Here is a 24,606-nt window from a genome sequence, read left to right as displayed (position 1 = left end):
ACAACGGGCAGGAAATCGCTGTGAATATTGCCTAAGTCACCAGGATTATATTATGCAGACGGAATCTCACCTTACCTAAAATATTCCTTTAACAATCTAAAAACTGGTCATTATGATAGTTGCTGACATTCAAAAAAGCTCCCTCAAAGAGCAAAGGCTACAATTTATTCGTAACCATCAACAAGCTTTCGATGTTGAGCCGATTTATCCTCTACGGCTGTTTGAAGATTTCGTGATGGGGGTTGAGGGCGATTGTACTATTGAAGCCTCTTGTAAGATAGAATTAGATAAACTCATTGCCTCACGGTTTATGCTCTTTTTTAGAGATCAAGCCCAGGAATGGCAAAACTATCTAGCGCAGTCTTTAGCTTTTTTTCGGCAAGTTGAAAATCGGGTTGGTGTTAAATTAGACTATTCTTTATTACAGCAGTTCTTAGGACTTAATTTTAATTTCAGTAAAATCACGGTTTTCAGTACGGGTATTGATTTAAGGACTAATCTTGCTGATTCTAGTTTAAAAATGCACATCAGGCTAAAAGATTATCCTGAAAAAATCAACCAAGCATTATTGTTAACCAGTGATAGTGATGATTTAATAGCTGTACGAGATTTTCTTTCCATTGTCGGCTTTGATTTCTATTTTGATGGCCGTAGTGCGATCAAGATTTACCCTGAAGTTGCAGAAACAGACTTTTTTAAACCAGAAACTCAAGACAAAGTATGGCGACATCTCCCCAAATTTGTTTTAGAACCTCTTAAAGCAACAAGCTTATTTGGTTTTGGCTTTTCCAAAACAAATAATAACCCAGTGCTTTACTGCCGTCTCAAAAATCGTCAAGATTTAACCAATTACTTCAAGCTTAATGATACCGCCCAAAGAGTTCATAGCTTTTATCAGCATCAAGATATTATGCCCAAAATATGGGTAGGGACAGCCCAACAAGAATTAGAAAAGACGAGAATTGAAAATGTTAGACTTTACTATCATAAACTCTTTGGTAAATTGGAGTAAATCTTATGTTAACTACTAAACTTCCCTGATATCAAGATACTCAAAAAGATAAAACTGCTAATGGAGACAATCAATGATAGCAACTACAACAATTTCTCCTCAATTAACCATTCCACGCCTAGAAAATGGGGATAAGCTTACTCGTCGTGAATTCGAGCGTAGATATAAGGCTATGCCAAATCTAAAAAAAGCAGAACTCATTGAAGGAATTGTTTATATTATGGCTTCTCCCCTAAGAATTACGAATCATGGTGAACCTCATGCTGATATTATAGGTTGGCTAAGTGTGTATAAAGCCTTTACTCCCAATCTGCAATTAGGTGATAATTGTACGGTTCGTCTTGATACTGACAATGAACCTCAACCCGATGCACTATTAAGAATTAAAAATGGTGGACAATCAACGATTAGTGAGGATGGTTATGTCGAAGGTGCGCCAGAGTTAATCGTTGAAATTGCAGCGAGTACCGTCTCCCTTGACTTACATCAAAAACTCAATGTTTATCGTCGTAACCAAGTGCAAGAATATCTAGTCTGGCGAGTTGAAGATGGAGAATTTGATTGGTTTAGATTAACAAATGAAGAATATATTAAACTTGAACCGAACTCAGAAGGGATAATTTGTTCCCAGATCTTCCCTGGATTATGGTTAGATAGGGATGCCTTATTAGCCGGTGACTTAGCCAAGGTTTTAGAGGTTTTGCAATTAGGAATAGCTACGCTCAAACATCAATCTAGTTAGAGTAATCTAAATTCAACAAAATCAAGACGGAGATAATCAATTATGCTAGGTGTTCATCAATTAAAACAACTCTACGAGCTTGATGACTCTCAATGGCTAGGAGAAACCATTAGCTTGCTTAGAAATCATCAATTTCAACAGCTAGACTTAGAACATTTAATCGAGGAATTAGAGGATTTGGGCAAAGAAAAGAAAAATGCGGTAGCCAGTCTTTTAGAACAGGTTATCCGCCATTTATTATTACTGCAATACTGGACAAAAGAAACAGAATATAATACAATTAATTGGCAGGAAGAAATTTATAATTTTCGGACTCAATTAAGGCGAAAAATGACGGCTAATCTCCGTAATTATTTAGAAGAAGAATTGAACTATATTTATGAAGATGCGTTAGGTTTCGTCAAAATCAAAACAGCGAATACTGTGATTTTTCCCTCTCAATGTCCTTACTCACTAGAACAATTACTGGATCGCGATTGGTTGCCATAAAAATTAATTAAACAACAAAAAGAGATGAAGAAATTATGTTAATCACAAAACCCCGCTTTCAAACCTTTGCCGAATATCTACAATATGAGGATAATTCAGAGGAATCTTATGAATTATTTAACGGAGAATTGGTAGAAATGCCACCAGAATCAGGACTTAACTTTCAAATTGCTAATCGTCTTTTTCTAGTCTTTGCTTTGATGCTAGGAACAGATAGAGTCAGAGGACATGGTTTAGAATTAGAAGTGAGAGGCGAACCGAAAAACCGTTATCCTGACCTAACCATTATTCGAGAAGAACATATTCAATTACTCTCCCAGAGAAATACGATTCTTCTTTCCATGGCACCCCCCTTATTAGTCATTGAAGTGGTTAGTCCGGGGGAAATCCAAAGAGAGAGAGATTACATCGCCAAAAGAAGCCAATATCAAGATTGTGGGATTCCTGAATACTGGATAGTTGATCCTCAAACTCAAACTATTTTAGTCTTAGAATTAAGAGGAAATGCTTACACACAGGTTGGTAATTTTAGCAATGATGACCTAGTAAAATCTCCCAGATTCAAAGAATTAAACTTAAAGGTTTGTGATGTATTTAATTATTAATTTTATCGGTTAACCCAAGAATTAAAAAAAGATGAACGTCTTAACTATTCCGGGATTAAAAGAACTACAAAAACAAACCAAAGGCGCAGCAGAAATAACCGTCGCCATTCTCGATGGTGTAGTTGATACCGACCATCCCTGCTTCAAGGGGGCAGACCTAACCCGCTTACCCACCCTCGTCCAGCATCAAGCCACTGCGGGGCAAATGTCCACCCACGGAACCCATATTGCCAGCCTCATCTTTGGACAACCTAAAACAGAAATAGAAGGAATTGCCCCTAATTGTCGAGGCCTACTCGTACCCGTCTTCGCCGAGGATAACCGTAAACTCTCCCAACTGGATTTAGCGAGGGCGATTGAACAAGCCGCCGAAAATGGGGCAAAGGTGATTAATATTAGCGGCGGGGCCCTCACTGATATGGGAGAAGCCGAAGACTGGCTAATTCGTGCCGTCGAGATGTGTAACCAGAGAAATATTCTTCTCGTTGCCGCTGCCGGCAATGATGGCTGTGAATGCCTCCAAGTTCCGGCGGCCCTTCCTGCTGTCCTAGCGGTGGGTGCTGTCGATGCTAGAGGGCATCCCCTCGACTTTAGTAATTGGGGGGAAACCTACCAAAGCCAAGGCATCCTTGCTCCTGGAGAAAACATCTTAGGGGCAAAACCAGGGGGCGGGACTGTGCAACTGAGTGGGACCAGCTTCGCCGCGCCCATTGTGGCCGGAGTAGCCGCCTTATTACTCAGCTTGCAGGTGCAGCGGGGAGAAACCCCCAATCCTCACGCAGTCCGGGAGGCAATCCTAAAAAGCGCCCTCCCCTGCCAATATGCAGACAGTGAAAATGAACCAAAATGTTTAGCCGGATTGTTGAACATTTCTGGGGCAATTAAACAACTAACAGGAGAAACCATGTCCGAATCTGTGGAAACCCAAGCAACAGTAGAAGCATCAGGCTGTGGCTGCGGTGGTACGCCCGAAACCACTGAGGCTGAACGCCAAAAACTCGAACTGAGTGCCGCAACTAGCGCACCGGTAATCCCCGTCGCCCAAATTCCCAATCCTGTCATCACCTCTCAAGGAGTATCCATGCCCGAAACTACCAATAAACCCGTCACCCCTAGCCAAGCTGCTGAACCTGCTGGTGGCATCGTCTATGCCATTGGCACCTTGGGCTATGACTTCGGCTCCGAAGCCCGTCGGGACACATTTAAACAACTGATGCCGACAGCGGTAATTGGTGGTATTGAAGTTCCCTCTAATCCCTACGATGCCCGTCAGATGGTGGATTACCTGGCTGACAACCTCTCGGAGGCTAAATCCTTAATTTGGACCCTGAACCTGGAACTTACGCCAATTTACGCCATTGAACCCCTTGGCTCTTTTTCCCGCGAAGTTTATGCCGCTTTACAGGAACTTCTTTCGGGACAAGTACAAGCAGAAGACAGCCCCGAATATATCGAGCGTGTCAGTATTCCGGGACGGATTACTGGACGAACAGTACGCCTGTTCTCAGGACAAGTTGTTCCCGTCATTGAACCGGATAGCCCCCGGGGAATTTATGGTTGGCACATCAATACTTTAGTCAGTGCGGCAATCGAAGCCGTTGGTGCAGAACAAACAGAAGCCCAAGAAAGCCAAATGCGCCGCACTTTGAGTAGTTTCCTCAACCGCATCTACTACGATTTACGCAATTTAGGGCAAACTTCCCAAGACCGCGCCCTCAATTTTGCCGCGACTAATGCTTTCCAAGCAGCGCAAACTTTTTCTGAGGCTGTGGGTGCAGGGATGGAACTCGATAGCATTAACGTTTCTAAGAGTCCTTTCTGTCGGCTGGATAGCGATTGTTGGGACGTACAGTTAAAATTCTTCGACCCGGAAAATAGCCGCCGCGCTCGTAAAATCTTCCGGTTTACAATAGATGTGAGTGATTTAATTCCTGTTACTTTGGGCGAAGTGCGTTCCTGGTCTTCTCCTTATTAGTCCTCTCCCCTGCGCTGACTTCTGACTTCAAGTACAGGCCAAGCATTCGGATAGGAAATCTAAGGTTTCAGCGATAGGTTATGCCCGAACGCTTCGCCCCTACCCCCATTATTTACCCGAAAACAACCGTGAGACTTCCCAAACAATCTGCTCCCGTCAAACGACCCCATTTTATTCATCCCCATGAATGCGTCGATATTGTTCATGGAGATGGCGAAGACTTGGTATCTATCCTGGTGAAGTTGGTTCATGGAGCTAACTACAATGATCCGGCTCAGTTTCAATACCCTCACTATGGCTATCTGAAAATGTCCTCTTTTGGCGGTTTTCGTTATTAGTATCGACTTCTAAAACCTAGCAAAAAACACTGGAGGAAATCAAACAATGGCTACGGAAAAACCCAAGACTGAGCAACCAGAAACAACTCAACCTAAAGCTAAATACATTCCCGCCACTGGTTTAGAAGATTACGGACGTTGGAAATTGATGTTCCAAGATCGCAAAGCGAATCCCAATGATCCACCTTTTCGCCGCGGTCGCATCTGGTCTTAAACTTTGTCCATTTTTCCTGCAAAACTTTGTCTATTTTTCCCGCAAACAAATTGTTTAAAGTTGACAATAGTTAACAGAAAACTCTTGACAAAGATCGTGTAAAGCTTTTAGTGTTATCGACAACTACCTTTGGAGTAACTTACGATGAAAACCCCAAAACTGACCCCTCGCATTACCGCCCCAGTTCAACGAGACAATATCAGTACCGTTCCTAGTGATGGTAATGTGATTACCCCTGCTACCTTCTGTGATTTAGCCACCAAGCAATGTTATCCCTTTGCGGGTGATGACGCAGTGTAATTTGTTCTTCCTGGCAGGTAGGCAGTCTTTTTTTACATGAATTGTTCGTGCTTGCCTACCTGACAAAACGACTACTCTTCAGGTTCTATCCCCAAGGCCCTTAACTGTTCCGCTAGGCGATCGGCTCGTTGTCGTTCCTGTTCGGCTCGTTGTCGTTCCTGTTCGGCTCGTTGTCGTTCCTGTTCAGTAGATTCCTGGGAAGTTAACAACAAGTTACCTTCCCCATCCCACCAGCGAAGCCAGGGAAAGGATTGATTTTGGTATTCCCCCTGCCAAATTCCTAACTCTACCTTTAAAGGAACAATGGGATAATGACCGCGCTGATTAGGAGTCATTTTTTGGTAACGGCCATTAACTAACTGGTACATCTCGATCTGGGCCTTGTTAACTTCATAAATTCCATAAAAAGGAATTTGAATCGCTCGCTCATAGATCCAAAATTTACCCTTGACAGGCGTTTTATCCCGTTCTTCTTCACCATTGCCGGAGACAAATTCTAAGGCAATAACCGGTTCAATGGTTTCTTTCCACATCACGAAGGAACGCCGGACTTGACCCTCAATCGTTGTAGGGACATGGGGAACATAAAACCAATCGGGAGCAACAGCACCCTTTTCTAGGGATTCTGGATACTCTGGCAATCGCCAATAAATCCCACAATCTCGACCCAGACAGTAATTACCGTCAGGATGTAATTGTTCTAAAAGGGGTGTAATCGTATCCGTTAAAAGGTCTGCTTGGGGAGGCTCTTGATAGTTTTTCACAAAACTTCCATCTTTATCAGGGAGTTGGGTGTGGTCGGGTAAAGGGGAAGCGCAATAAACCGTTGCAGAAGGGTCATGAATTGTGGTTGAGGGTCGTGCCGTTGGGGTCATTGAACTCATCTTTAATTCCCCTATTTATTGTTATCTAGCTTTTATTCTATAACTGTTCTTGAAAACCTGCAAAAACTATGCCTGATCTCAATGCTATCCCCGGAATGACTGCTCTTCGCTCCCAGACAAAAGGCGATCCACGCATCAAAATCGCCGTTCTTGATGGACCGATTGACTTAGACCGCGCCTGCTTTCAAGGAGCAAATATTACCCGCCTTGATCCCTATTGGTCGCAAGAATTTCCCATCGATCCCCAACACTTACAAGCCTTTTTAGATGTAGAAAAAAGTGGCAAAAGTGATGAAGAAAAAGGTGATATGTTGAAAGAAGCGATTCCCGATGAAAACATCCTCCAGAGTTTGCATTTGCGCTTCCATGCTAACCATATTATCAGCAGCATTTGCGGCCAGCCAGATTCACCTGTAGAAGGGATTGCTCCTAACGCTACTGTAATTAATATTCCCATCGCCTATAGCAACGAAGATTTTATTAATCCCCTCAATCTTTCCAGGGCAATTAGTACCGCGATTGAACAGGGAGTTAATATTATTCATTGTGCCGCTTGTCATCCAACTCAAAGCGGATTAGCTCACGAATTTATTGATAAAGCAATTCGTCAAGCTCAAGCTAATAATATCCTGGTGATTGCCCCCGGAGGTAATGATAAAGGAGAGTGTTGGTGCGTTCCTGCGGTATTAGAAAATGTCCTGACAGTAGGAGCAATGAAAGATACAGGCGAGCCATTTAAATTTAGTAATTTTGGTGGTAAATATGCAACTCAAGGGATTCTCGCTCCAGGAGAGAATATTTTAGGCGCTCAACCCGGAACCGATGACCCCATCCGCAAAAAAGGGACTAGCTGCGCCGCTCCCATTGTGACAGGAACAGCCGCTTTATTAATGAGTTTACAATTAGAACAGGGGTTATCTCCCGATGCAGAAGCAGTAAGAGCCGCCTTGATTAATAGTGCCATCCCCTGCGATCCTAATGAAGTAGAAGAACCAGAACGCTGTTTATTAGGAAAAATTAATATTGCGGGTGCTTATGAACTGCTGACGGGAGAGAAATTACAAACTGTTGAAGCGGATAACAATTTGTCGAATAATATCATAAAATCGGCGGTAATTCCGATGACAGTGACAACCTCGGTTATCCCATCTAATACAACCGAGATGGCAACTCAGGGAATAACTATAACCCCCCCAACAGCAGCGACAATAGAACTGGCGATCGCTCCTAGCAATGCTTCAGAAAATGTTTCCTCAACCGGATTAATACAAAATAATCAAACAAATAACAAGATTGTCTTTAATAGTGTCGTTCCTAGTCAACGGTCAAACCTGGTTTATGTGTTAGGAACTTTAGGTTATGATTTCGGCACAGAAGCGCGTCGGGACACCTTTAAACAATTAATGCCAAGCATCACGATCGATAATCTTGAATTACCATCCAATCCCTACGATGCGCGGCAAATGGTAGATTATTTAGAAAGTAATTTATCAGAAACCAAGTCTTTAATTTGGACAGTCAATTTAGAACTAACTCCCATCTATGCAATTAAACCCGTGGGAGCTTTTGCCGCCGAGATTTATCAAGTCATGCAATATATGTTAGCAGGCCAAATATTGCCAGAAGCTGACGAAGATTATGTGGAAAGGGTGAGTATCCCAGGTATTCTTACCGAGGAAACCGTGAGACTTTTTTCGGGTCAAATTGTTCCCGTCATCAAGGTTAATAGTCCCCGGGGAATGTATGGCTGGAAAGTTAATACTTTGATTGAATCAGCCATAGAAACTGTTCGCACAGAACATGAAATCGCCGATGAAGCGAGGATGCGGCGTTCTCTAACCAGTTTCTTGAATCGCATTTATTATGAGTTACGCAATGTCGGACAAATCGCCCGGGATCGCGCTTTAAATTTTGCGGCTACTAACGCTTTTCAAGCCGTACAAACCTTCTCCCAAGCAGTGGCGATGGGAATGGAATTACACAGCATTGAAGTGGAAAAAAGCCCCTTCTGTCGCTACGGAAGTGAATGTTGGGATGTGAAATTAAAATTCTTCGATCCCGAAAATGGTCTGCGGGCCAAACGAGTTTTTCGCTTTACCATTGATGTTAGCGATCGCACCCCTGTAACTTTAGGTGAAGTGCGTTCTTGGGCTGTTTCTAAATAGCCTGAGTCTGCTAAGTACCTAAGCAAAAAATGATTAATCAATAAGGCCAGGGTTAACTTGTCAAAATTGTACCAAATGTACTTAGCAAAAATGTCGATCAAATTCAATTATAATTAACTTCTTATTCAAAATTTTAGTTAATTATGCGTTACAAACTTTTAGGTAATAGTGGTCTGCGAGTTTCCGAACTATGTCTAGGAACGATGACATTCGGGGAAGATTGGGGTTGGGGGTCGGATAAAGAGGAAAGTCGGGCGGTTTTTCAGGCTTTTGCGGAAGCGGGGGGCAATTTTCTCGATACTGCTAATATCTACACAAACGGAAGCAGTGAAACATTAGTGGGGGAATTTGTCAAGGGCGATCGAGAAAAATGGGTAATCGCCACGAAATATTCTCTCAACACCCGCCCCGGCGATGTCAATGCTTGCGGAAATCATCGAAAAAACCTCTTTCAAGCGGTAGAAGCTAGTTTAAAGCGTTTAGGTACTGATTATATCGATTTACTCTGGCTTCATATTTGGGATTCTCTCACTCCTATCGAGGAAGTGATGCGTGCTTTCGATGATTTGGTCAGGATGGGAAAAGTGCTTTATATCGGCATTTCTGACAGTCCTGCTTGGATTGTCTCCCAAGCAAACACCCTGGCCACCCTACGGGGATGGACACCCTTTATCGGACTACAAATAGAATATTCTCTCAAGGAACGCACCCCCGAACGGGAATTATTGCCCATGGCCAAAGCATTAAATATCGGGGTGACAGCTTGGAGTCCCCTGGGAGGAGGAGTTTTAACGGGAAAATATAATCAACCCCACCCCGTCGATGGTCGTTTAAGCATGACCGACCAACCTTTTCAAATTCTTGATCGCGATTTAAAAATTGCCGAGACCGTCCTAGAGATTGCCAGAGAAATCGGGAAATCACCGGCACAAGTGGCATTAAATTGGCTAAGAAATCGGCATAACGCCGTAATTCCCATCATTGGCGCTCGAAAATTGTCCCAATTGCAGGATAATCTCGCCTGTGTGGACTTTAACCTGACTGGGGAACAGCTGCAACGACTCGATAATATCAGTGCCATTTCCCTTGGTTTTCCCCACGAACTTTTAGCCAGTCAATTTGTTTGCGATATCCTATTAGGAGGAGTAGCTGCACAATTGGATCGATGATGGAAGTTTTTGTTTATGGAACCCTGAAACCCAGGGAGAGTAACTATGCTGCCTACTGTGCGGGAAAAGTGATCAACTCTAGAACCGTCTACACAAAGGGGCATTTATACCATCTTACCGCCCTCGGTTATCCCGGACTGACCGAGGGGGAAGGCTGGGTGAAGGGAATTTTATTGACTTTTAACGCAGATTATGATCTGGGGCTTTTGGATGGTTTGGAAGATTATCAACCCGGCAGATCTCCAGAAGAAAACGAGTATCAGCGTCGCAGAATCCCTATTTATAATCTAGAGCGAGAATTGATCGGCGAAGCTTGGGGATATATGATGACACCGGCAAAAATAGCTTTTCATGGCGGTGTTTGGCTGCCTTCCGGTTGGTGGACCAGTAGCGATCGAGAATAGGGATGAGGGGGCCGATTCTGTTAAGATATACAAATTAAAAGCTTAATCGTGAAAAAATTATGTATCTACTCCTAGAAGTGGCCAGTGGCAAATTCCCCGTTTATTTCGTGGCAGTTTATGTGGTCGGTTTTCTCGCTGCTGTCACCATCGGTTCGATCGCTTGGTACAATTCTAAACGTCCGGTTGGTTGGGAAGATGCCCAAAGACCGGATATTATCCCCGAAGTGAAGACAGATGTAGATTCTGATTCTCAATCCTAGAAAAAGGCAGTTATCAGTTATCAGCTTCTGAAGGCAAGGGGCAAGAGGCAAAAGACAGAATCTGGCAATTCTCCTACCTAAAAAGAAGGTTAGAAACTAAGCACATCAAAGCTTTTAGCTTAACGAATTAGGTTTTAGATTCGGACTTTGTTATCAGATGTGGGTTTTCAGTTCACTGATTACTGATTACTATTCACTGACAGAAATCCCCATTCCCTTCCATCTTCCCTATTCTCCATTTTGCTATGAAACTAACAGCGATGTCCTTTAATATTCGCTACGATAAACCCGATCCTGATGAGCGTAATTGGCGAGTAAGAAGGGAAGCAGTCGCGGCTTTAATTGCTCACTATTCTCCCGATATAATTGGTACTCAGGAAGCTCGCGCTAATCAATTATTGGATCTACACCGTTTATTGCCAAAATACCAAAGTTTAGGAAGCGATCGCAGGGGAACAGGATTAGATGAACATTGTGCGATTTTGTATCAACCAAGTCGGTTAAAATGTTTAGAAATTTACGAATTTTGGTTATCAGAAACTCCCGATATTATTGGCAGTATTACCGAAGCTTGGGGTAATCCCTATCCCCGCATGGTAACGGGGGCTAAATTTCGCACTCTTGAGGGGCAAACTTTGCAGTTTTATAACACCCATCTCGATTACTATAGCGACAAAGCTAAGGACTTAGGTGCGAAGTGCATACAGGAGCGTTTTTGTCAACTAGATTTAACAGAAGATTACCTATTTTTAACGGGGGATTTTAATGTTAATTCTCAGCAATTACCCCGTCAGATTTTAACTCAACCTCTGCAGCCAGAAATTAAATTAAAGGACGCTTTGGCCGATTTGGAATTAGCGGAACAAATGAGCTTTAATAATTACACCGATACCCCTTATTTAGCCATCGATACAATTTATTATGATAGCCGTTTGCAGTTAGATTGGGCCAAAGTCGATCCTTCTCGTTGGTTGAATCTTATTCCTTCCGATCATTATCCCGTAATTGCTGCTTTTACCTTGCCCTAAAAATAGATGATTTCTGTATTTAGCAAATATATAGAGGGTGAAAGCTTCAGCAGACTCTGGTGATTCGATGGTTAAATTTGTTCAGTGTTTTCAACAGGAAAAAATTCAATATCTGTTTATTTTCCTACCGGGATTAGTTACCAATCCTCTGTTTATTTGATTAATTCCACCCCATCTTTGCCGTCAATCTCCTGTAGATAAACTCTTACCTGTTCCTCGGCTGCGGTGGGGAGTTTTTTGCCCGTAAAATCTGGGTGAATTGGTAATTCCCGATGACCACGATCAACGAGAACTAATAAGCGGATTTTTTGCGGTCTGCCATACTCAATAATAGCATTAAAAGCGGCGCGGATTGTGCGACCTTTATAGATAACATCATCGACTAAAATCACGGTTTTTCCCGTGACATCTAGGGGCATTTTGGTTTTAGCAGGAGTGCGGGTTTTAATGCGATCGAGATCGTCGCGATAGAAGGTAATATCGATCGCTCCCACGGGAACTTTTACCCCTTCTAAGCTCTCAATTTGACTAGCAATTAAATTAGCTAAAGGCACTCCTCGCGTGTAGATACCGATCAAAATCAAGTTATTTAAATCGCCACTTTTTTCGATAACTTCGGAAGCTAAACGGGTAAGGGTGCGACGAATTTCGTCAGCCGAGAGAATTTCAATTAACTGTGAGGTCATAATTTTCTAAGAAAAGGGGGGATAGGGGATAGGGAAATTTTTACGGCAATGGACTTTTTTTTACTTTTTCTTTTTTCCTTTAAAACCATCTTCCCACTAACGAATATAATTATTTTCACTTACCTATTTTAACTCGATCGCTCATGAGTGATGAATTATTACAAAAATCTGCCCTAGAATTAGCCCAACTGATTCGCACTAAACAAATCTCCCCCCTAGAATTAACCCATTTATACCTCGACAGAATTGAGAAATTTGACTGTCAAATCGGTAGTTTTGTCCATGTCGCCGGGGAAAGCGCCCTAGCAACCGCCAGCGCCCAAACGGAACAATTAAGTCAAATCGCCGCTACTGCCGAATTACCGCCTTTTTTTGGAGTTCCCACCGCCATTAAAGACTTAAATGCCGTCGCCGGAATGCCGGTTAGTTACGGAGTCGCCGCCTTACAGGGAAATATTGCCCAATACGACGAAGGAATCGTCACCAGAATGAAAATGGCGGGTTTTATCCTTCTGGGCAAAACTGCCACTTCCCAGTTAGGTTCCTTTCCCTACACCGAAAATCCGGGTTTTTTGCCGACTCGTAACCCCTTCAACCGCGATTATACCGCAGGCGGTTCCAGTGGCGGTGCGGCGGCGGCGGTAGCGGCGGGTTTCTGCCCGATTGCCCAGGGTTCCGACGGTGGCGGTTCCATTCGTACTCCGGCGGGTTGTTGCGGTTTGGTGGGGATAAAACCCAGTCGCGGGCGCGTTTCCTATGCCCCGGTGGGGGAATTTCAAAGCGGTATCGCCACTAACGGCACTCTTTCTAAGACGGTGGCAGATGGGGCGGCACTGCTTACCGTGATTTCGGGCTATACGACGGGCGATCCCTACTGGCTACCCGATCCGCCCTTTTCTTTCCTAGAAGCCACTCAGAGAGGCGTAAAACCCCTAAGAATCGCTTTTTCTACTTCCGTATCCCCCTTCGGCGAGGCAACTTCCGTTTATAAAAATGCTGTCCTCGCTACGGCTAAAATTTTAGAGGACATGGGGCATCATTTAACCGAGTATTCCCCCGATTTACAGGCTTTAATCGCTCCTTTTCGCCGTATTTGGCAAGCGGGGACGGCAGCGACGGGAATTCCGAAGGAGTTATTAAGTCCCCTTAACCAATGGTTATTAGAGAATTCTGGCAGCGCGGGGGAATACCTGCAAGCAGTGCAGCAGATGCACGTTATTTCGCGGCAAATTGTGGCGATGTTTGATAATTTTGATGTCTTACTTTTGCCAATTTTTCTACATCAACCCCCTGGAATTGGTGAGTGGGAAAATTTACCACCGGAAGCAGCGGTTAATAAGATGATTGGTTGGATTGCACCTTCTCCTATTGCTAATGCGAGTGGTTTACCCGCGATTGCTTTACCCACAGGAGTGGATAGTCAGGGTTTACCCGTGGCAATTCAGTTAGTAGGTAAACCTGCTGATGAAATCACTTTGTTAGGTTTATCGGCACAGTTAGAGGCAGCTAATCCTTTCGGTTTGATGGCTAATTTTAACTAGCAAGACTTTGGGTAAATTGGGGAATGGAAGCGATAAGTTTACGGGTGTAATCGCTTTGGGGAGAGTTGATAATTTCGTTAGCTGTACCGATTTCCTCAATTTTACCTTTATTCATCACCATAATCCGATCACTCATAAATCTGACAACACTTAAATCGTGGGAAATAAAGATATAAGTGAGATTAAATTCCTGCTGTAATTCTTTGAGTAAATTTAAGACTCCCGCTTGTACAGAAACATCTAAAGCAGAGACAGATTCATCACAGATAATAAACTGAGGATTTAAGGCTAAAGCGCGGGCAATACACACCCTTTGTCGTTGTCCTCCTGATAATTGATGGGGATAGCGATCAAACCAATTAGGATCAAGTTTAACTCGTTCTAATAAATATTCTACTCGTTGCCGTCGCTTTTGAGAATTGCCGCCAGTATGATGAATAACCATCGGTTCTAAAATTGCTTTACCGATGGATAAACGGGGATTCAGGGAGTTGTAGGGATTCTGAAAAACTATCTGTAATTCCCGTCGCAGTAGTCTTAATTTTGGATCGCTGGGGTTTAATTTAGCGAGATTTTCTCCTCGGAAATAGATATTTCCAGAAGTGGCAGGAATTAAGCGCAGAATTGTCCTTGCTAAGGTAGATTTTCCGCAGCCAGACTCACCGACTAAACCGAGGGTTTCCCCTTGTTTAACGGCAAAACTGACCTGATCTACGGCATTAAAAAAGGTCTTGACTTGCCCGAAAACTCCCTTAACTGGAAATCTAACCGATAAATTTTCTACTGATAAAATATTCTCGTGATTCTGTAAACCTGCGATTCTGCTTTCTTCTTCTTGGAGAGTAATAAATTTAACTGCTGGTGGAGTAATTTCCTGTAGTTCAATAATCTTACCTTGAGAGTCTTTTTCCACTTGTAAAAAATCGCTGACGGTGGGTAATTTTTCGGGACGAGAGTTTAAGCGGGGACGACAGGCAAGTAAACCTTTTGTGTAGGGATGTTGGGGATAATTTAATACTTCTTCTTTCGGTCCCTGTTCGACAATTTCTCCTTGATACATCACGATAACTTGATCGGCAATTTCGTTGATAACTCCCAGATCGTGGGAGATAAAAACCATTGACATTTCTCGATCGCTTTTACACAAATCGCGTAATAATCTTAATATTTCTGCTTGGACAGTCACATCTAAAGCGGTGGTTGGTTCATCGGCAATTAATAGAGTAGGATTACAAGAAATCGCCATGGCAATCATTACCCTTTGTAATTGTCCCCCCGATAATTCGTGAGGATAACGCTTGAGAATTGCCTCTTTTTGTTCCTGAATATAAGTTCTAATTTTTTCTCTAACATGACCCTTATTTTCTAGGGAAAAAGTTTCTATATACTTCTCCTCTAACTGTTGATCACTGGGTAATAAGCGCACTTCTTGCAGTAGAGAGATTGCTTGATTTTTTGCCTGTTCGGGTGTGACTTTTTGATGCAGTAAAATTGCTTCTGTGAGTTGAAACTCGATGTTATAGACTGGATTAAGAGAACTCATTGGTTCTTGGAAAATCATCGCCATTTCTCCCCCGCGATAATAACGCAATTCTTCCCGGGGAATAGATAATAAATCTACTGCTTGCATTGACTGACCTTTTGCCGGACGAAAGCAAATTTCTCCCCGGGTAATTTTCCCCGGAGAGGGAACCAATCCCATGAGTGCGAGGGAGGTGACGGATTTTCCTGAACCCGACTCCCCCACACAACCGAGAACTTGACCTTTCTGCAAGCTAAAACTAATGTTATTAACGGCGACTGTTGTTCTTTTCTGATTGGAAAATTCAACGGTGAGATTATGAACGTCGAGAACTTTGTTATCCATGGGTCTTTAAATAGAAAGACAGATTCGATTTACTTATAAATATAGCTTTTTCTGTTCCCAGTAGCTGGGTGCAATTAATTCGTAGATAGCTGGGGGAATCTCCCTTGTAAGGGAGAATTTTGCCAGCATTAGTGAATATTTTCGTCTCGCAGCGATCGCCATTTACCGGAGACTGGTGACTTTTTTAAAGAAAAAATTTTCTTTCCTGTCTCCCCTTTTCGATTAAACTGGCAATTGAGAATAATTAGCATTTATTTAAGCGATCGCAAGTCTTAGACAGTTTCAAAACCGTTGACTGAGGCTGATAGTAGTGCAGTTCTCACCCTTTGGCTACTTCAGTAAACTCGATGAGCTATCAAGGAATTATTATCACTCTTGAATGAAAGACCTTCTTTGCCTTTGGAGATAAGAAAAGCATGGACGATAAAATTAGACCTAATGAACCAGAAGAACCAGAAAAATCGCCAAATAAAGCCCAATTTTCTCCTTGGGGTGGTACAGAGGCAGCCTCAGAACGTACTAGCTACATGGATACTGATCTAACAGCCACCTATCCCCTCGCACAAGTGGAAATGGGAAAAACCGTCTGGTTAGTGGGATTTCAGGGGACAGGAGGGATCAATCGACTCCTAGGTATGGGATTAAACCCCGGCATTCAATTACAGGTAATTAGCTCCCAACCGAGGGGATCAGTTTTAATTGCCATTCAAGACAATCGTATCGGTATCGGGGCGCAAATGGCCGAAAAAATCCTCGTTAGTGACAGTCAACCGAAAAAACTGGAACCCAAAAAAGACCTAACTGAAGTAAGAACATTTCTGCGGAAGATACCCATAGGAAAAGCGGGTAAAGTCATCGGTTATGACCGAGCATTGCGCGGATACAAAGGAAAATTGTTATCAATGGGATTAACTCCGGGGACAGAGTTTACCGTTATTCGCGTCGCACCTTTGGGGGATCCCGTCGAGATTCGAGTGCGGGGATTTCATCTCAGTCTGCGTAAACAGGAGGCAGACGCTTTAATCGTCGAAGAAATAGACCCAAAAAGCTAAATTTAATCATCTAAGCTTATTCATCACTCAATATCCTAAATTATGGTCAAACCCATTATCGCCTTAATCGGCAATCCTAACTGTGGCAAAACTACCCTTTTTAATGCTCTCACCCGGTCCAATCAACGGACCGGCAACTGGCCGGGAGTAACAGTTGATCGCAAGGAGGGACAATTTCAAGTTAACGGGGAAGATATCACCCTTGTGGATTTACCCGGAGTCTATTCCCTCGATGTGGAAGAAGGGGAGACGGGAATGGATGAATTAGTCGCTAGGGACTATCTGCTGTCAGGAGAAGCGGATTTAGTGATTAATATCGTCGATGCTGCTAATTTAGAGCGCAATCTCTACCTGACTACCCAAATCATGGAGATGCGTTTACCGATGTTGATTGCCCTGAATATGATGGATGTGGCCAAAACTAGGGGTATTGTGGTTAATCCGCAACTCTTAAGCGATCGCATGGATGCAATTGTCGTGCCGATTAGTGCGGTTAAAGGGGAGGGAATCGGAGAATTAAAGCAAAAAATTGGGGAATTAGTCGACGATATTAACCATACTGCCGCTTATGTGGCTTATCCTGCGGTAATTGAGGAAGCTCTTAACGAGATTGTTGCCTACATTAACGACCATAGCAGTAAAAGGATCGTTGAGCCAAGATGGACCGCTTTAAATCTACTGCAATACGAGGATCGCATCGTCCCAGAATTGCGCTCCCAGGAACTATTAAGCATTATCGTCAAGCATAGACGACAAATACACCAAGTTTTAGGGGAAGACCTTGATATTTTAATTGCTGATACTCGTTATGGCTTTATTCAACAAGTTACCCAGGGAGCCACTCAACGGACTGGACAGATAAATGATACCATGTCCGATAGCCTAGATCGGATTGTTCTCGATCGCTGGTTAGGAATTCCGATATTTTTGGGCGTAATGTACCTAATGTTCTTGTTTACCATCAATGTTAGTGCTGCCTTTATCGATTTCTTCGATTTAACTGCCCAGACTATCTTTGTCGATGGTTTGTCCCAAGTTTTACAAAAAATCCATACCCCCGGTTGGCTAATTGCTCTGCTCGCTGATGGAGCGGGGGGAGGTGTGCAAACCGTCGCCACTTTTATCCCCGTAATTGGCTTTATGTTCCTCTTTTTGTCAATTTTAGAGGATTCCGGCTATATGGCCCGGGCAGCCTTCGTCATGGACCGATTGATGCGTTTGGTGGGATTGCCTGGTAAATCCTTTGTTCCCATGCTAGTGGGATTTGGTTGCAGTGTACCGGCAATTATGGCCACCAGAACCCTAGAAAATTCTCGAGATCGTTTAATGACGATTATGATGAACCCTTTTATGTCCTGTGGGGCCAGATTACCTGTTTATGCCCTATTTGCGGCGGCTTTTTTCCCCATAGGAGGTCAAAATATCGTTTTTGGTCTTTATATCTTAGGAATTCTCGCCGCTATTTTGACGGGATTGGTGATGAAAAAAACCCTACTCAAGGGAGAAGTCAGTCACTTTATTATGGAATTGCCTCCCTATCATCTACCGCGTCTGAAAGGGGTTTTAATTCGCACTTGGGAACGTCTGCAAGCGTTTTTATGGAAAGCTGGACGAGTTATCGTTTTAATGGTGATGATTTTGGGACTACTCAACTCCCTCAGTTTTGATGGTTCTTTTGGTAATCAAGACAGCGAGCGATCGGTTTTAAGTGCTACCAGTAAAGCTGTAACTCCTATTTTCTCACCCATGGGACTAGAACCGGAAAATTGGCCAGCAACGGTGGGAATTTTTACGGGAGTTTTTGCCAAAGAAGCAATGGTAGGGACATTAAACTCGATTTACAGCCAACTAGCAGGGGAAGATAACCCGAATAAGGGGGCAACAGCCGAAAAATTCGACTTTTGGGGGCAAATTCAGGAAGCTATCGCCACTATTCCCGCCAATTTAGCGGAATTACCCAATCAATTACTTGATCCCTTGGGTTTAAATATTGGTGATTTGCAAGATCAAAAAACGGCTGCCGAGAAGCAAGAGGTAGATTTAGGAATCTTTGGCGCAATGGTGAAAAGATTTGATGGTCAAGCGGGTGCTTTTGCCTATCTGTTGTTTGTTCTGCTCTATTTTCCCTGTGTTTCGGCCACATCGGCAGTATATCGCGAAACTAATGCCGGTTGGACTGCTTTTATTGCCCTCTGGACCACAGGAATGGCCTATATTGTTGCTACTTCCTTCTATCAAATCGCCACTTTTTCTCGACATCCGGGATTTTCTCTCTTTTGGATAGTCTTGATGGGTTTAACCGTAGTCGGGGTTTTATTCACCTTAAAAAATCTCCGTCCCCGAAAAATCAATCGTCCGGCAATTTAAAAGTAGGGTGGGTTAGGCGACAAAAAGCTAGGCAACTAACAAATTATTTAGATTCGCCGTAACCCACCGCAATCAAGCAACTTTTCTCGATTTTTTTCGCTTATAAACCATGATTTTAACCGATATACAGGCTTATCTTGCCAAAAATCAGAAAGCATCTCTGTCTGACTTATCTACACACTTTCGGATGTCAGCGGATGCCTTAAGTCCCATGCTCAATCGCTTGCTGAAAAAAGGGCGAATTCGCCTGATTTCCCTAGAAAAATGCGGAGGATGCAGCCGTTGTTCCCCGGAATCTATGGCTTTTTACGAATGGATTGAGGGCAATTCCACAGGGACAAATAGATAAAAGTTTAGTACTACAGAAGTGATCTCACTATCAAGATAACTGCTGTATTACCAGTCGCTTTCAACTGGGATAGTTAATTTCTGGCGAGGAACCAAAGTCACTCAACCCTGTTAGACCTCAGCCCGCAGAACCTCAAGGTTGTATAATTTTTAAGAGTTATTAAGCTTTGTATCAGTTTGCCCGGCAGCATTTAATGAATATACTTTTGCTGACATCATCTTTAGGTTTACTCCTAGCGATCGCTATCGTCGTCTATTTTGTTTCCTCTCGCAAGTACCAATCGTCGGACTCGGTGGCCAACTCCTACGACCAATGGACCCAGGACGGGATTTTAGAATATTATTGGGGCGAACACATCCATTTAGGTCACTACGGTTCCCCACCAGAAAAAAAAGACTTTCTAGCGGCAAAAGCCGACTTTGTGGCGGAAATGGTCTCTTGGGGAGGTTTGGATAAACTACCCACCGGTGCAACTCTCCTCGATGTCGGTTGTGGTATTGGTGGCAGCAGTCGCATTCTGGCCCGCGACTACGGATTTGCCGTTACCGGTGTCACCATTAGTCCCAAACAAGTGGCACGGGCCAAAGAACTAACACCCCCAGATGTAAATGCTCGCTTTTTGGTCGATGATGCCATGGCCCTTTCTTTTCCCGACGAGAGTTTTGATGTGGTCTGGTCAATCGAAGCCGGTCCCCATATGCCGGACAAAGCCGTTTTTGCACAGGAATTACTGCGAGTTCTCAAACCAGGGGGAGTCCTGGTGGTAGCGGACTGGAATCAGCGAGATGACCGTCAAAAACCGCTCAATTTCTGGGAAAGTCCTGTAATGCGCCAACTTTTGGATCAGTGGTCCCACCCCGCTTTTGCCAGTATCGAAGGTTTTGCCGAACAGTTAGCGGCCACAGGATTGGTAGATGGGGAAGTGATGACTGCTGACTGGACAACAGCCACTCTACCCTCTTGGATTGATACCATTTGGCAAGGGGTGATTCGTCCCCAAGGTTGGTGGCAATTTGGTCTGACTGGGTTGGTTAAATCCGTCCGAGAAGTGCCGACAATTCTGCTGATGCGTTTGGCCTTTGGTACGGGTTTATGTCGTTTTGGGATGTTCCGCGCTGTTCGCGCTCAATCCCATCTGCAAGCAAGTCAGCAAGAGTCTCTTACCTCAGTTATCTAGCTGGTTATAATTAAATTGAAGATAAATCCCCCCTTGATCCCCCTTGATAAGGGGGGTGTCTGATAATTTTTAACGCCTACCTACTTAAATTAATCTTGAATATTTAATTAATCTCTGAAAGATTAATAAGGTACGGTTCTAAACTCCACGCAATTATTACTAGGATTATAGAGAGTGTAAACTGCTTTATTTAATTCTTTACCAACGCTACCAACCCCAATTAAACGCTTATCTTGAATCGTCAAAGTTTCGCTTGGTTGCCGTTTATCTAAAGTAGTAACAGTGCTAGTTAAATTAGCGGACTGTAAAGAATAATCAAAAACTTGTCCTGCACGACCACAAAATAGATTATTAACTCCCACCCGTTGCAGTCGATCTAAAATTTGCCATGGGGGAGTATCGGGGGTTAATTCTTCACTAACACTGACACTACTGCCATGAATTAATAAACAATCCAACTCGACAAAACCAAAATCGAGATTTCGTAACCATTGCACCGTTTCTAAAGAAACTGCGTCCCAGAGTTGTTTAGTGCTATCAATTCCATGTTTATGGATTAATTCCGTCGGTTCTCCTGTGGCTCCTAAACTGTGTAGAATTAAACATTGTTCTTCCCACCATCCCCGACAAACCTGCGGATATAAGTTATTTTTAGTGGGATAACGTATTTGTTCTACCAGCATTTCACTATCGGGATTAACACCGATAAAATCTCCTAAAATATATAAATTTTCTACAGTAACCGACCGTTGCTGAAGATCTTCCAAGACCGCTTGATAGGCTGGTAAATTGCCTTGAATACCGCTTAAAATCGCCCACATAATTTCTTGATTTATCACAAATTAACGTTCGCAAACATGAGTCGGATCATCGGCTTTTTCTGCATATTCTAGACCCTTAGCCAATCGCCAAGCGAAAATAGGAGGTAAACCCGATGCTAAAATAGCCTGACAGGTTTCCTGATAGTTATAGGCCACTTCTCGCAGTTGTACCGCTGCCGTTTCTCGATCGTAAATCACATAGGTGGCATTTGGACGACCGTGACGTGGTTCTCCCACCGATCCCACGTTGATGATACGTTTAACCGGTGTGGTAAATTGCCGCGACTGTTCCCCATCGGGTTGATACACTTTTATTTGCAAGCTTCCCGCGTCGAGAGTGCGAATGTAGGGGATGTGGGTATGTCCACAGAATAAAACCTCTGTATCTACCGATAAAACCCGTTCTAAAGCCGTAAAAGCGTCCATTTCGGCTAAAAGATACTCATGGTTACTTTGGGGACTACCATGGACAAAACAGAGGTGATCTAGCTTAAAAATTTCGGGCAGTTTTGACAAATAATTACGGTTTTCTGGGGTGATTATTTGATTTGTCCACTCATGAGCTAATCTACCGCGTTTTTCTGCTAAAAGCGACGGATAACTGCACTCACAGGCATTTAATCCCTCGACGATATCCTCATCCCAACACCCTTGTACCGTGGTAATCCCCAGTTGACGGATTTTTTCCACCACTTGGTTAGGATGGGGTCCATACCCAACCAAATCCCCTAAACAGTAGATTTCTTGACAACCCTGTTGGTCTAAATCTTGCAAAACAGCATTAAAAGCGGGCATATTGCCATGAATACAGGATAAAACGGCTATTTTCATCAGATTAACTCCATTTCTGGCTCTAAAGATTCTTGAAATTGTTGTTGATAATAAAAAAGTGCCTCATCGGACAGACAACAATCACTCAGGGTATCGGCAATTGTCGGTTTATCGAGATTGCGACCGACGATTTCAATCCCACTGAAGCGATTCGGTCTCCCATCGAGATTTAAGGGGAAATTTAAGCTTTGAAAGTCTTTTTCTGGCCATTCATCCATAAATTCCCCATAAATACACTGACCATCGATGATATCGAAGATACTTTTAACCCGCAGCACTTCCCCATAGGCCCCTTGGGTTAATTCTGTCCAAAAGGTGGTTAAACTGGAAAAATCGAGGACTTCTCCCGTTAAAACAGCTCTATAAATCTGTATTTCCCGTTTTTTTAACCATTGATCACCTTTTATGGTTGTTTTGACGGGACTGATGACTATTTCATCGACGGGAACTTGTCCTTCGGGGATTTCTTCGTCTGGAGACGTAATCGCTACCCGATGACAATTGAGGGGTTTTAGAAAGCTTTCGAGGGATTGCGTGTCTAAATGCCATGGTACTTCCATATAGACCCTGTTTTTCATGGATAAACTGCTCAAAAGGTCTTCTTCTTCCCTAGAAATAGAGGACAACTGGGGAAAGTCACTCTGTAAAGTGAGGTGATCAATGGGAAAAGTTTCCGTCTGGGGACTAAAATATAGACTTGGCTGCTTGCTTTGGGCGATTTGTTGGCGAATCCAATGGGTTTTTCCCGCAGCTATACCCCCCGTCACCACGATAATCATTTTGCTCCTTCTTTATTGTGGTAATGATAATCATTCTAGCATAAGTTAGATTGGGGCAAGTAATCTTCCTTAACCAATCTTCTAGACTTAGCAAGGTTATTTTGGGAAAAATTGGCGGTTTCTTGGGATATTAATCATGGTTATGGCTCTTTTCTCTAGGATACCATTGGCTTTGTCCATCGGGTAAATCAACTAAGATAATTCCCCTCGTTTTTAATTGTTCCCTTAATCGATCGCCGCTTCCGTAAAGTGCAAGGGTTTGCGATAATGAGCTTGGAGAACAAAGAGACGTAAAACCATGGGATCGAGGGTTCGTTAAATTTTAAAGTTTTTATCCATAAATTATTCATAAGTAGCTGGTTATAATTAAATTAAAAATGGATTTTAGGTTCGATCCCCCCTGCCCCCTTGATAAGGGGGGTGCCGATCCCCCCTTAGTCCCCCCTTGATAAGGGGGGTGTCTGAAAACTTTTAACACCTACCTACTTAGTTTGTCCTTTTTAATTTTTTGAGAACTAGCCAAGCATTCGTTTAGTTGTGTCAAGATTTCCTCTTTATTTAAATTTCTGCCGATAAAAACTAACTGATTTTTAGGAGATGTATCCCATTCTACCGCTTGCAGATCGTAACGAGGGCCGCTCAATTGAAAAATATGTTTTAAATCGCTTTGTTGAAACCAGAGAATCCCTTTTGCTCGAAAAACATTTATCGGCATTTTTTCCGTGAGAAAAGGTTCAAATTTATCTAGATTAAATGGTTTATCGCTAACAAAGGAGACAAAATTAAAGTCTTCAGGAGATTGGTTATCATTGGAGCTTGGGCGATTTTTTTGAAAGTCTCTCAACTGGACTTTATACAATTCTTCTTTAGTTAAACCTAGGTCTAACAATAAACCCAAAGGAACCTGACCATAACTACTTTTTAGGAGTCTTATACCCTCTTTTTCTCGACGAATAAACTTTTCTAAATTATCTAATTTCTTGGGACTGACTCGATCTATTTTATTGAGAATTACCACGTCACCATAACGAATTTGACTAAGGGCAATATTACTATCAAAATGATCGGCAGTAAAGTTTTCAGAATCCACGAGGGTAATAATAGAATCTAAGCGAGTCAGATATTTTAATTCCGTGGCCAGGAAAGTGAGGATAATTGGCAAAGGATCGGCTAATCCTGTGGTTTCAATAATTAGATAGTCCACGGGTATTTCTTTTTCTAAGACCTGAGAGACTGTCTCAATTAAACTATCATTAATCGTACAACAAATACAGCCATTACTCAATTTTACCATATCTTCATCGATGGAAACAAGCAATTGAGAATCAATATTAATATCCCCAAACTCATTGACTAAGACGGCAACTTTTAACCCTTCTTTATTGTCAAGAATATGATTTAGTAAGGTAGTTTTTCCACTCCCTAAAAAACCAGTAATGATCGTCACAGGCATTCCCGATTTAGGCAAGCAAGGGAGGGAATCGGAGAGAGGAATTATCAAAGAACTCATGGCAGCTAACCCACTTTTAAGTTAATTAATTGGCAGAAAAT

General features: G+C 42.9%; 25 protein-coding genes. 18 read left to right on the top strand and 7 right to left on the bottom strand.

The window, feature by feature from the left end; all coding sequences use genetic code 11:
• Positions 1–112: 112 nt before the first annotated feature.
• From IM475_RS05030 to IM475_RS04995, 8 genes are all read left to right on the top strand, one after another.
• On the top strand, positions 113–1,012 hold the full coding sequence (locus IM475_RS05030) for a DUF5838 family protein (RefSeq protein ID WP_287726880.1): 900 nt from the start codon (positions 113–115) through the stop codon (positions 1,010–1,012).
• 73 nt (positions 1,013–1,085) lie between these two features.
• On the top strand, positions 1,086–1,754 hold the full coding sequence (locus IM475_RS05025) for a Uma2 family endonuclease (RefSeq protein WP_002802541.1): 669 nt from the start codon (positions 1,086–1,088) through the stop codon (positions 1,752–1,754).
• Positions 1,755–1,796: 42 nt separating this feature from the next.
• A complete protein-coding gene (locus IM475_RS05020; RefSeq protein ID WP_002802545.1) occupies positions 1,797–2,243 on the top strand; it encodes a DUF29 domain-containing protein in 447 nt (148 codons plus the stop codon).
• Positions 2,244–2,278: 35 nt separating this feature from the next.
• Complete coding sequence (locus IM475_RS05015; protein ID WP_002802547.1) at positions 2,279–2,848, top strand: Uma2 family endonuclease; 570 nt, start codon at positions 2,279–2,281, stop codon at positions 2,846–2,848.
• A gap of 31 nt (positions 2,849–2,879) precedes the next feature.
• The gene (locus tag IM475_RS05010; protein ID WP_287726879.1) at positions 2,880–4,823 is read left to right on the top strand and encodes a S8 family peptidase; all 1,944 of its coding nucleotides are present in this window, start codon (positions 2,880–2,882) and stop codon (positions 4,821–4,823) included.
• An 80-nt stretch (positions 4,824–4,903) separates the two neighbouring features.
• A complete protein-coding gene (locus IM475_RS05005; protein WP_353737437.1) occupies positions 4,904–5,161 on the top strand; it encodes a cyanobactin biosynthesis system PatB/AcyB/McaB family protein in 258 nt (85 codons plus the stop codon).
• A gap of 46 nt (positions 5,162–5,207) precedes the next feature.
• Positions 5,208–5,375: a cyanobactin biosynthesis PatC/TenC/TruC family protein gene (locus IM475_RS05000; RefSeq protein ID WP_287726878.1), complete on the top strand. Its 168-nt coding sequence runs from the start codon at positions 5,208–5,210 to the stop codon at positions 5,373–5,375.
• A gap of 144 nt (positions 5,376–5,519) precedes the next feature.
• A complete protein-coding gene (locus tag IM475_RS04995; RefSeq protein WP_002797475.1) occupies positions 5,520–5,675 on the top strand; it encodes an anacyclamide/piricyclamide family prenylated cyclic peptide in 156 nt (51 codons plus the stop codon).
• 71 nt (positions 5,676–5,746) lie between these two features.
• Here the strand turns inward: IM475_RS04995 and IM475_RS04990 are convergent, their stop codons facing one another.
• Positions 5,747–6,559: a Uma2 family endonuclease gene (locus tag IM475_RS04990; protein ID WP_287726877.1), complete on the bottom strand. Its 813-nt coding sequence runs from the start codon at positions 6,557–6,559 to the stop codon at positions 5,747–5,749.
• A 68-nt stretch (positions 6,560–6,627) separates the two neighbouring features.
• Here IM475_RS04990 and IM475_RS04985 point away from each other — a divergent pair, with 68 nt between their 5' ends.
• From IM475_RS04985 to IM475_RS04965, 5 genes are all read left to right on the top strand, one after another.
• A complete protein-coding gene (locus IM475_RS04985; RefSeq protein ID WP_287726876.1) occupies positions 6,628–8,724 on the top strand; it encodes a S8 family peptidase in 2,097 nt (698 codons plus the stop codon).
• A gap of 143 nt (positions 8,725–8,867) precedes the next feature.
• Positions 8,868–9,893 (top strand): aldo/keto reductase, encoded by a 1,026-nt coding sequence (locus tag IM475_RS04980; protein ID WP_287726875.1) that lies wholly within the window; start codon positions 8,868–8,870, stop codon positions 9,891–9,893.
• On the top strand, positions 9,890–10,297 hold the full coding sequence (locus IM475_RS04975; RefSeq protein WP_287726874.1) for a gamma-glutamylcyclotransferase family protein: 408 nt from the start codon (positions 9,890–9,892) through the stop codon (positions 10,295–10,297). The genes IM475_RS04980 and IM475_RS04975 overlap by 4 nt, the downstream gene beginning before the upstream one ends.
• Before the next feature lie 59 nt (positions 10,298–10,356).
• Positions 10,357–10,557 carry a photosystem II assembly protein Psb35 gene (psb35, locus tag IM475_RS04970; RefSeq protein WP_287659178.1) on the top strand — a complete coding sequence of 67 codons (201 nt, stop codon included), beginning with the start codon at positions 10,357–10,359 and terminating at the stop codon, positions 10,555–10,557.
• 245 nt (positions 10,558–10,802) lie between these two features.
• Positions 10,803–11,585 (top strand): endonuclease/exonuclease/phosphatase family protein, encoded by a 783-nt coding sequence (locus IM475_RS04965; RefSeq protein ID WP_287659179.1) that lies wholly within the window; start codon positions 10,803–10,805, stop codon positions 11,583–11,585.
• Between the two features lie 152 nt (positions 11,586–11,737).
• Here IM475_RS04965 and pyrR read toward each other — a convergent pair whose 3' ends face one another.
• Complete coding sequence (pyrR, locus tag IM475_RS04960; protein ID WP_287659180.1) at positions 11,738–12,271, bottom strand: bifunctional pyr operon transcriptional regulator/uracil phosphoribosyltransferase PyrR; 534 nt, start codon at positions 12,269–12,271, stop codon at positions 11,738–11,740.
• 143 nt (positions 12,272–12,414) lie between these two features.
• Between pyrR and IM475_RS04955 the strand changes: the two genes are divergently transcribed.
• The gene (locus IM475_RS04955) at positions 12,415–13,812 is read left to right on the top strand and encodes an amidase (protein WP_287726873.1); all 1,398 of its coding nucleotides are present in this window, start codon (positions 12,415–12,417) and stop codon (positions 13,810–13,812) included.
• Here the strand turns inward: IM475_RS04955 and IM475_RS04950 are convergent.
• Positions 13,805–15,679 (bottom strand): ABC transporter ATP-binding protein, encoded by a 1,875-nt coding sequence (locus tag IM475_RS04950; protein ID WP_287726872.1) that lies wholly within the window; start codon positions 15,677–15,679, stop codon positions 13,805–13,807. The genes IM475_RS04955 and IM475_RS04950 overlap by 8 nt on opposite strands.
• Positions 15,680–16,095: 416 nt before the next feature.
• Between IM475_RS04950 and IM475_RS04945 the strand changes: the two genes are divergently transcribed.
• The 4 genes from IM475_RS04945 to IM475_RS04930 all read left to right on the top strand — a co-directional run bounded on the left by IM475_RS04945 (position 16,096) and on the right by IM475_RS04930 (position 20,624).
• Positions 16,096–16,731 carry a FeoA family protein gene (locus IM475_RS04945; RefSeq protein ID WP_287726871.1) on the top strand — a complete coding sequence of 212 codons (636 nt, stop codon included), beginning with the start codon at positions 16,096–16,098 and terminating at the stop codon, positions 16,729–16,731.
• A gap of 42 nt (positions 16,732–16,773) precedes the next feature.
• Positions 16,774–19,098, top strand: coding sequence for a Fe(2+) transporter permease subunit FeoB (gene feoB / locus IM475_RS04940; protein WP_287726870.1), 2,325 nt, complete (start codon positions 16,774–16,776; stop codon positions 19,096–19,098).
• Between the two features lie 109 nt (positions 19,099–19,207).
• Positions 19,208–19,447: a FeoC-like transcriptional regulator gene (locus tag IM475_RS04935; RefSeq protein ID WP_287726869.1), complete on the top strand. Its 240-nt coding sequence runs from the start codon at positions 19,208–19,210 to the stop codon at positions 19,445–19,447.
• A 193-nt stretch (positions 19,448–19,640) separates the two neighbouring features.
• Positions 19,641–20,624, top strand: a complete 984-nt coding sequence (locus IM475_RS04930) for a methyltransferase domain-containing protein (RefSeq protein WP_287726899.1) — start codon at positions 19,641–19,643, stop codon at positions 20,622–20,624.
• Positions 20,625–20,746: 122 nt separating this feature from the next.
• On the opposite strand, the gene IM475_RS04925 is transcribed toward IM475_RS04930, so the two are convergent.
• The 4 genes from IM475_RS04925 to IM475_RS04910 form a co-directional block, all read right to left on the bottom strand.
• Entirely contained in the window at positions 20,747–21,445 is a 699-nt protein-coding gene (locus IM475_RS04925; RefSeq protein WP_287726868.1) for a metallophosphoesterase family protein, read from the bottom strand.
• A gap of 21 nt (positions 21,446–21,466) precedes the next feature.
• The gene (locus IM475_RS04920; RefSeq protein ID WP_002742233.1) at positions 21,467–22,276 is read right to left on the bottom strand and encodes a metallophosphoesterase family protein; all 810 of its coding nucleotides are present in this window, start codon (positions 22,274–22,276) and stop codon (positions 21,467–21,469) included.
• The gene (locus IM475_RS04915; protein WP_287726867.1) at positions 22,276–23,055 is read right to left on the bottom strand and encodes a hypothetical protein; all 780 of its coding nucleotides are present in this window, start codon (positions 23,053–23,055) and stop codon (positions 22,276–22,278) included. Before IM475_RS04915 ends, IM475_RS04920 begins: the two co-directional genes overlap by 1 nt.
• A gap of 478 nt (positions 23,056–23,533) precedes the next feature.
• Positions 23,534–24,565 (bottom strand): CobW family GTP-binding protein, encoded by a 1,032-nt coding sequence (locus tag IM475_RS04910; protein WP_287726866.1) that lies wholly within the window; start codon positions 24,563–24,565, stop codon positions 23,534–23,536.
• Between the last annotated feature and the right edge of the window lie 41 nt (positions 24,566–24,606).

It is taken from the genome of Microcystis sp. M061S2 (assembly GCF_020245605.1).
In the GTDB taxonomy this organism is placed as follows: domain Bacteria; phylum Cyanobacteriota; class Cyanobacteriia; order Cyanobacteriales; family Microcystaceae; genus Microcystis.
This window is presented reverse-complemented; position numbering and strand designations above follow the sequence as displayed.

Bases quoted from the DNA above. Each gene is read 5' to 3' on its own strand.
- IM475_RS04915 (WP_287726867.1), bottom strand. From the start codon at position 23,055: ATGATTATCGTGGTGACGGGGGGTATAGCTGCGGGAAAAACCCATTGG.
- IM475_RS04990 (WP_287726877.1), bottom strand. From the start codon at position 6,559: ATGAGTTCAATGACCCCAACGGCACGACCCTCAACCACAATTCATGAC.
- IM475_RS04920 (WP_002742233.1), bottom strand. From the start codon at position 22,276: ATGAAAATAGCCGTTTTATCCTGTATTCATGGCAATATGCCCGCTTTT.
- psb35 (WP_287659178.1), top strand. From the start codon at position 10,357: ATGTATCTACTCCTAGAAGTGGCCAGTGGCAAATTCCCCGTTTATTTC.
- IM475_RS05015 (WP_002802547.1), top strand. From the start codon at position 2,279: ATGTTAATCACAAAACCCCGCTTTCAAACCTTTGCCGAATATCTACAA.
- IM475_RS04955 (WP_287726873.1), top strand. From the start codon at position 12,415: ATGAGTGATGAATTATTACAAAAATCTGCCCTAGAATTAGCCCAACTG.
- IM475_RS04945 (WP_287726871.1), top strand. From the start codon at position 16,096: ATGGACGATAAAATTAGACCTAATGAACCAGAAGAACCAGAAAAATCG.
- IM475_RS04925 (WP_287726868.1), bottom strand. From the start codon at position 21,445: ATGTGGGCGATTTTAAGCGGTATTCAAGGCAATTTACCAGCCTATCAA.
- feoB (WP_287726870.1), top strand. From the start codon at position 16,774: ATGGTCAAACCCATTATCGCCTTAATCGGCAATCCTAACTGTGGCAAA.
- IM475_RS04965 (WP_287659179.1), top strand. From the start codon at position 10,803: ATGAAACTAACAGCGATGTCCTTTAATATTCGCTACGATAAACCCGAT.
- IM475_RS05030 (WP_287726880.1), top strand. From the start codon at position 113: ATGATAGTTGCTGACATTCAAAAAAGCTCCCTCAAAGAGCAAAGGCTA.
- IM475_RS05020 (WP_002802545.1), top strand. From the start codon at position 1,797: ATGCTAGGTGTTCATCAATTAAAACAACTCTACGAGCTTGATGACTCT.
- pyrR (WP_287659180.1), bottom strand. From the start codon at position 12,271: ATGACCTCACAGTTAATTGAAATTCTCTCGGCTGACGAAATTCGTCGC.
- IM475_RS04950 (WP_287726872.1), bottom strand. From the start codon at position 15,679: ATGGATAACAAAGTTCTCGACGTTCATAATCTCACCGTTGAATTTTCC.
- IM475_RS04935 (WP_287726869.1), top strand. From the start codon at position 19,208: ATGATTTTAACCGATATACAGGCTTATCTTGCCAAAAATCAGAAAGCA.
- IM475_RS04995 (WP_002797475.1), top strand. From the start codon at position 5,520: ATGAAAACCCCAAAACTGACCCCTCGCATTACCGCCCCAGTTCAACGA.
- IM475_RS04910 (WP_287726866.1), bottom strand. From the start codon at position 24,565: ATGAGTTCTTTGATAATTCCTCTCTCCGATTCCCTCCCTTGCTTGCCT.
- IM475_RS04985 (WP_287726876.1), top strand. From the start codon at position 6,628: ATGCCTGATCTCAATGCTATCCCCGGAATGACTGCTCTTCGCTCCCAG.
- IM475_RS05000 (WP_287726878.1), top strand. From the start codon at position 5,208: ATGGCTACGGAAAAACCCAAGACTGAGCAACCAGAAACAACTCAACCT.
- IM475_RS04980 (WP_287726875.1), top strand. From the start codon at position 8,868: ATGCGTTACAAACTTTTAGGTAATAGTGGTCTGCGAGTTTCCGAACTA.
- IM475_RS04930 (WP_287726899.1), top strand. From the start codon at position 19,641: ATGAATATACTTTTGCTGACATCATCTTTAGGTTTACTCCTAGCGATC.
- IM475_RS05025 (WP_002802541.1), top strand. From the start codon at position 1,086: ATGATAGCAACTACAACAATTTCTCCTCAATTAACCATTCCACGCCTA.
- IM475_RS04975 (WP_287726874.1), top strand. From the start codon at position 9,890: ATGATGGAAGTTTTTGTTTATGGAACCCTGAAACCCAGGGAGAGTAAC.
- IM475_RS05005 (WP_353737437.1), top strand. From the start codon at position 4,904: ATGCCCGAACGCTTCGCCCCTACCCCCATTATTTACCCGAAAACAACC.
- IM475_RS05010 (WP_287726879.1), top strand. From the start codon at position 2,880: ATGAACGTCTTAACTATTCCGGGATTAAAAGAACTACAAAAACAAACC.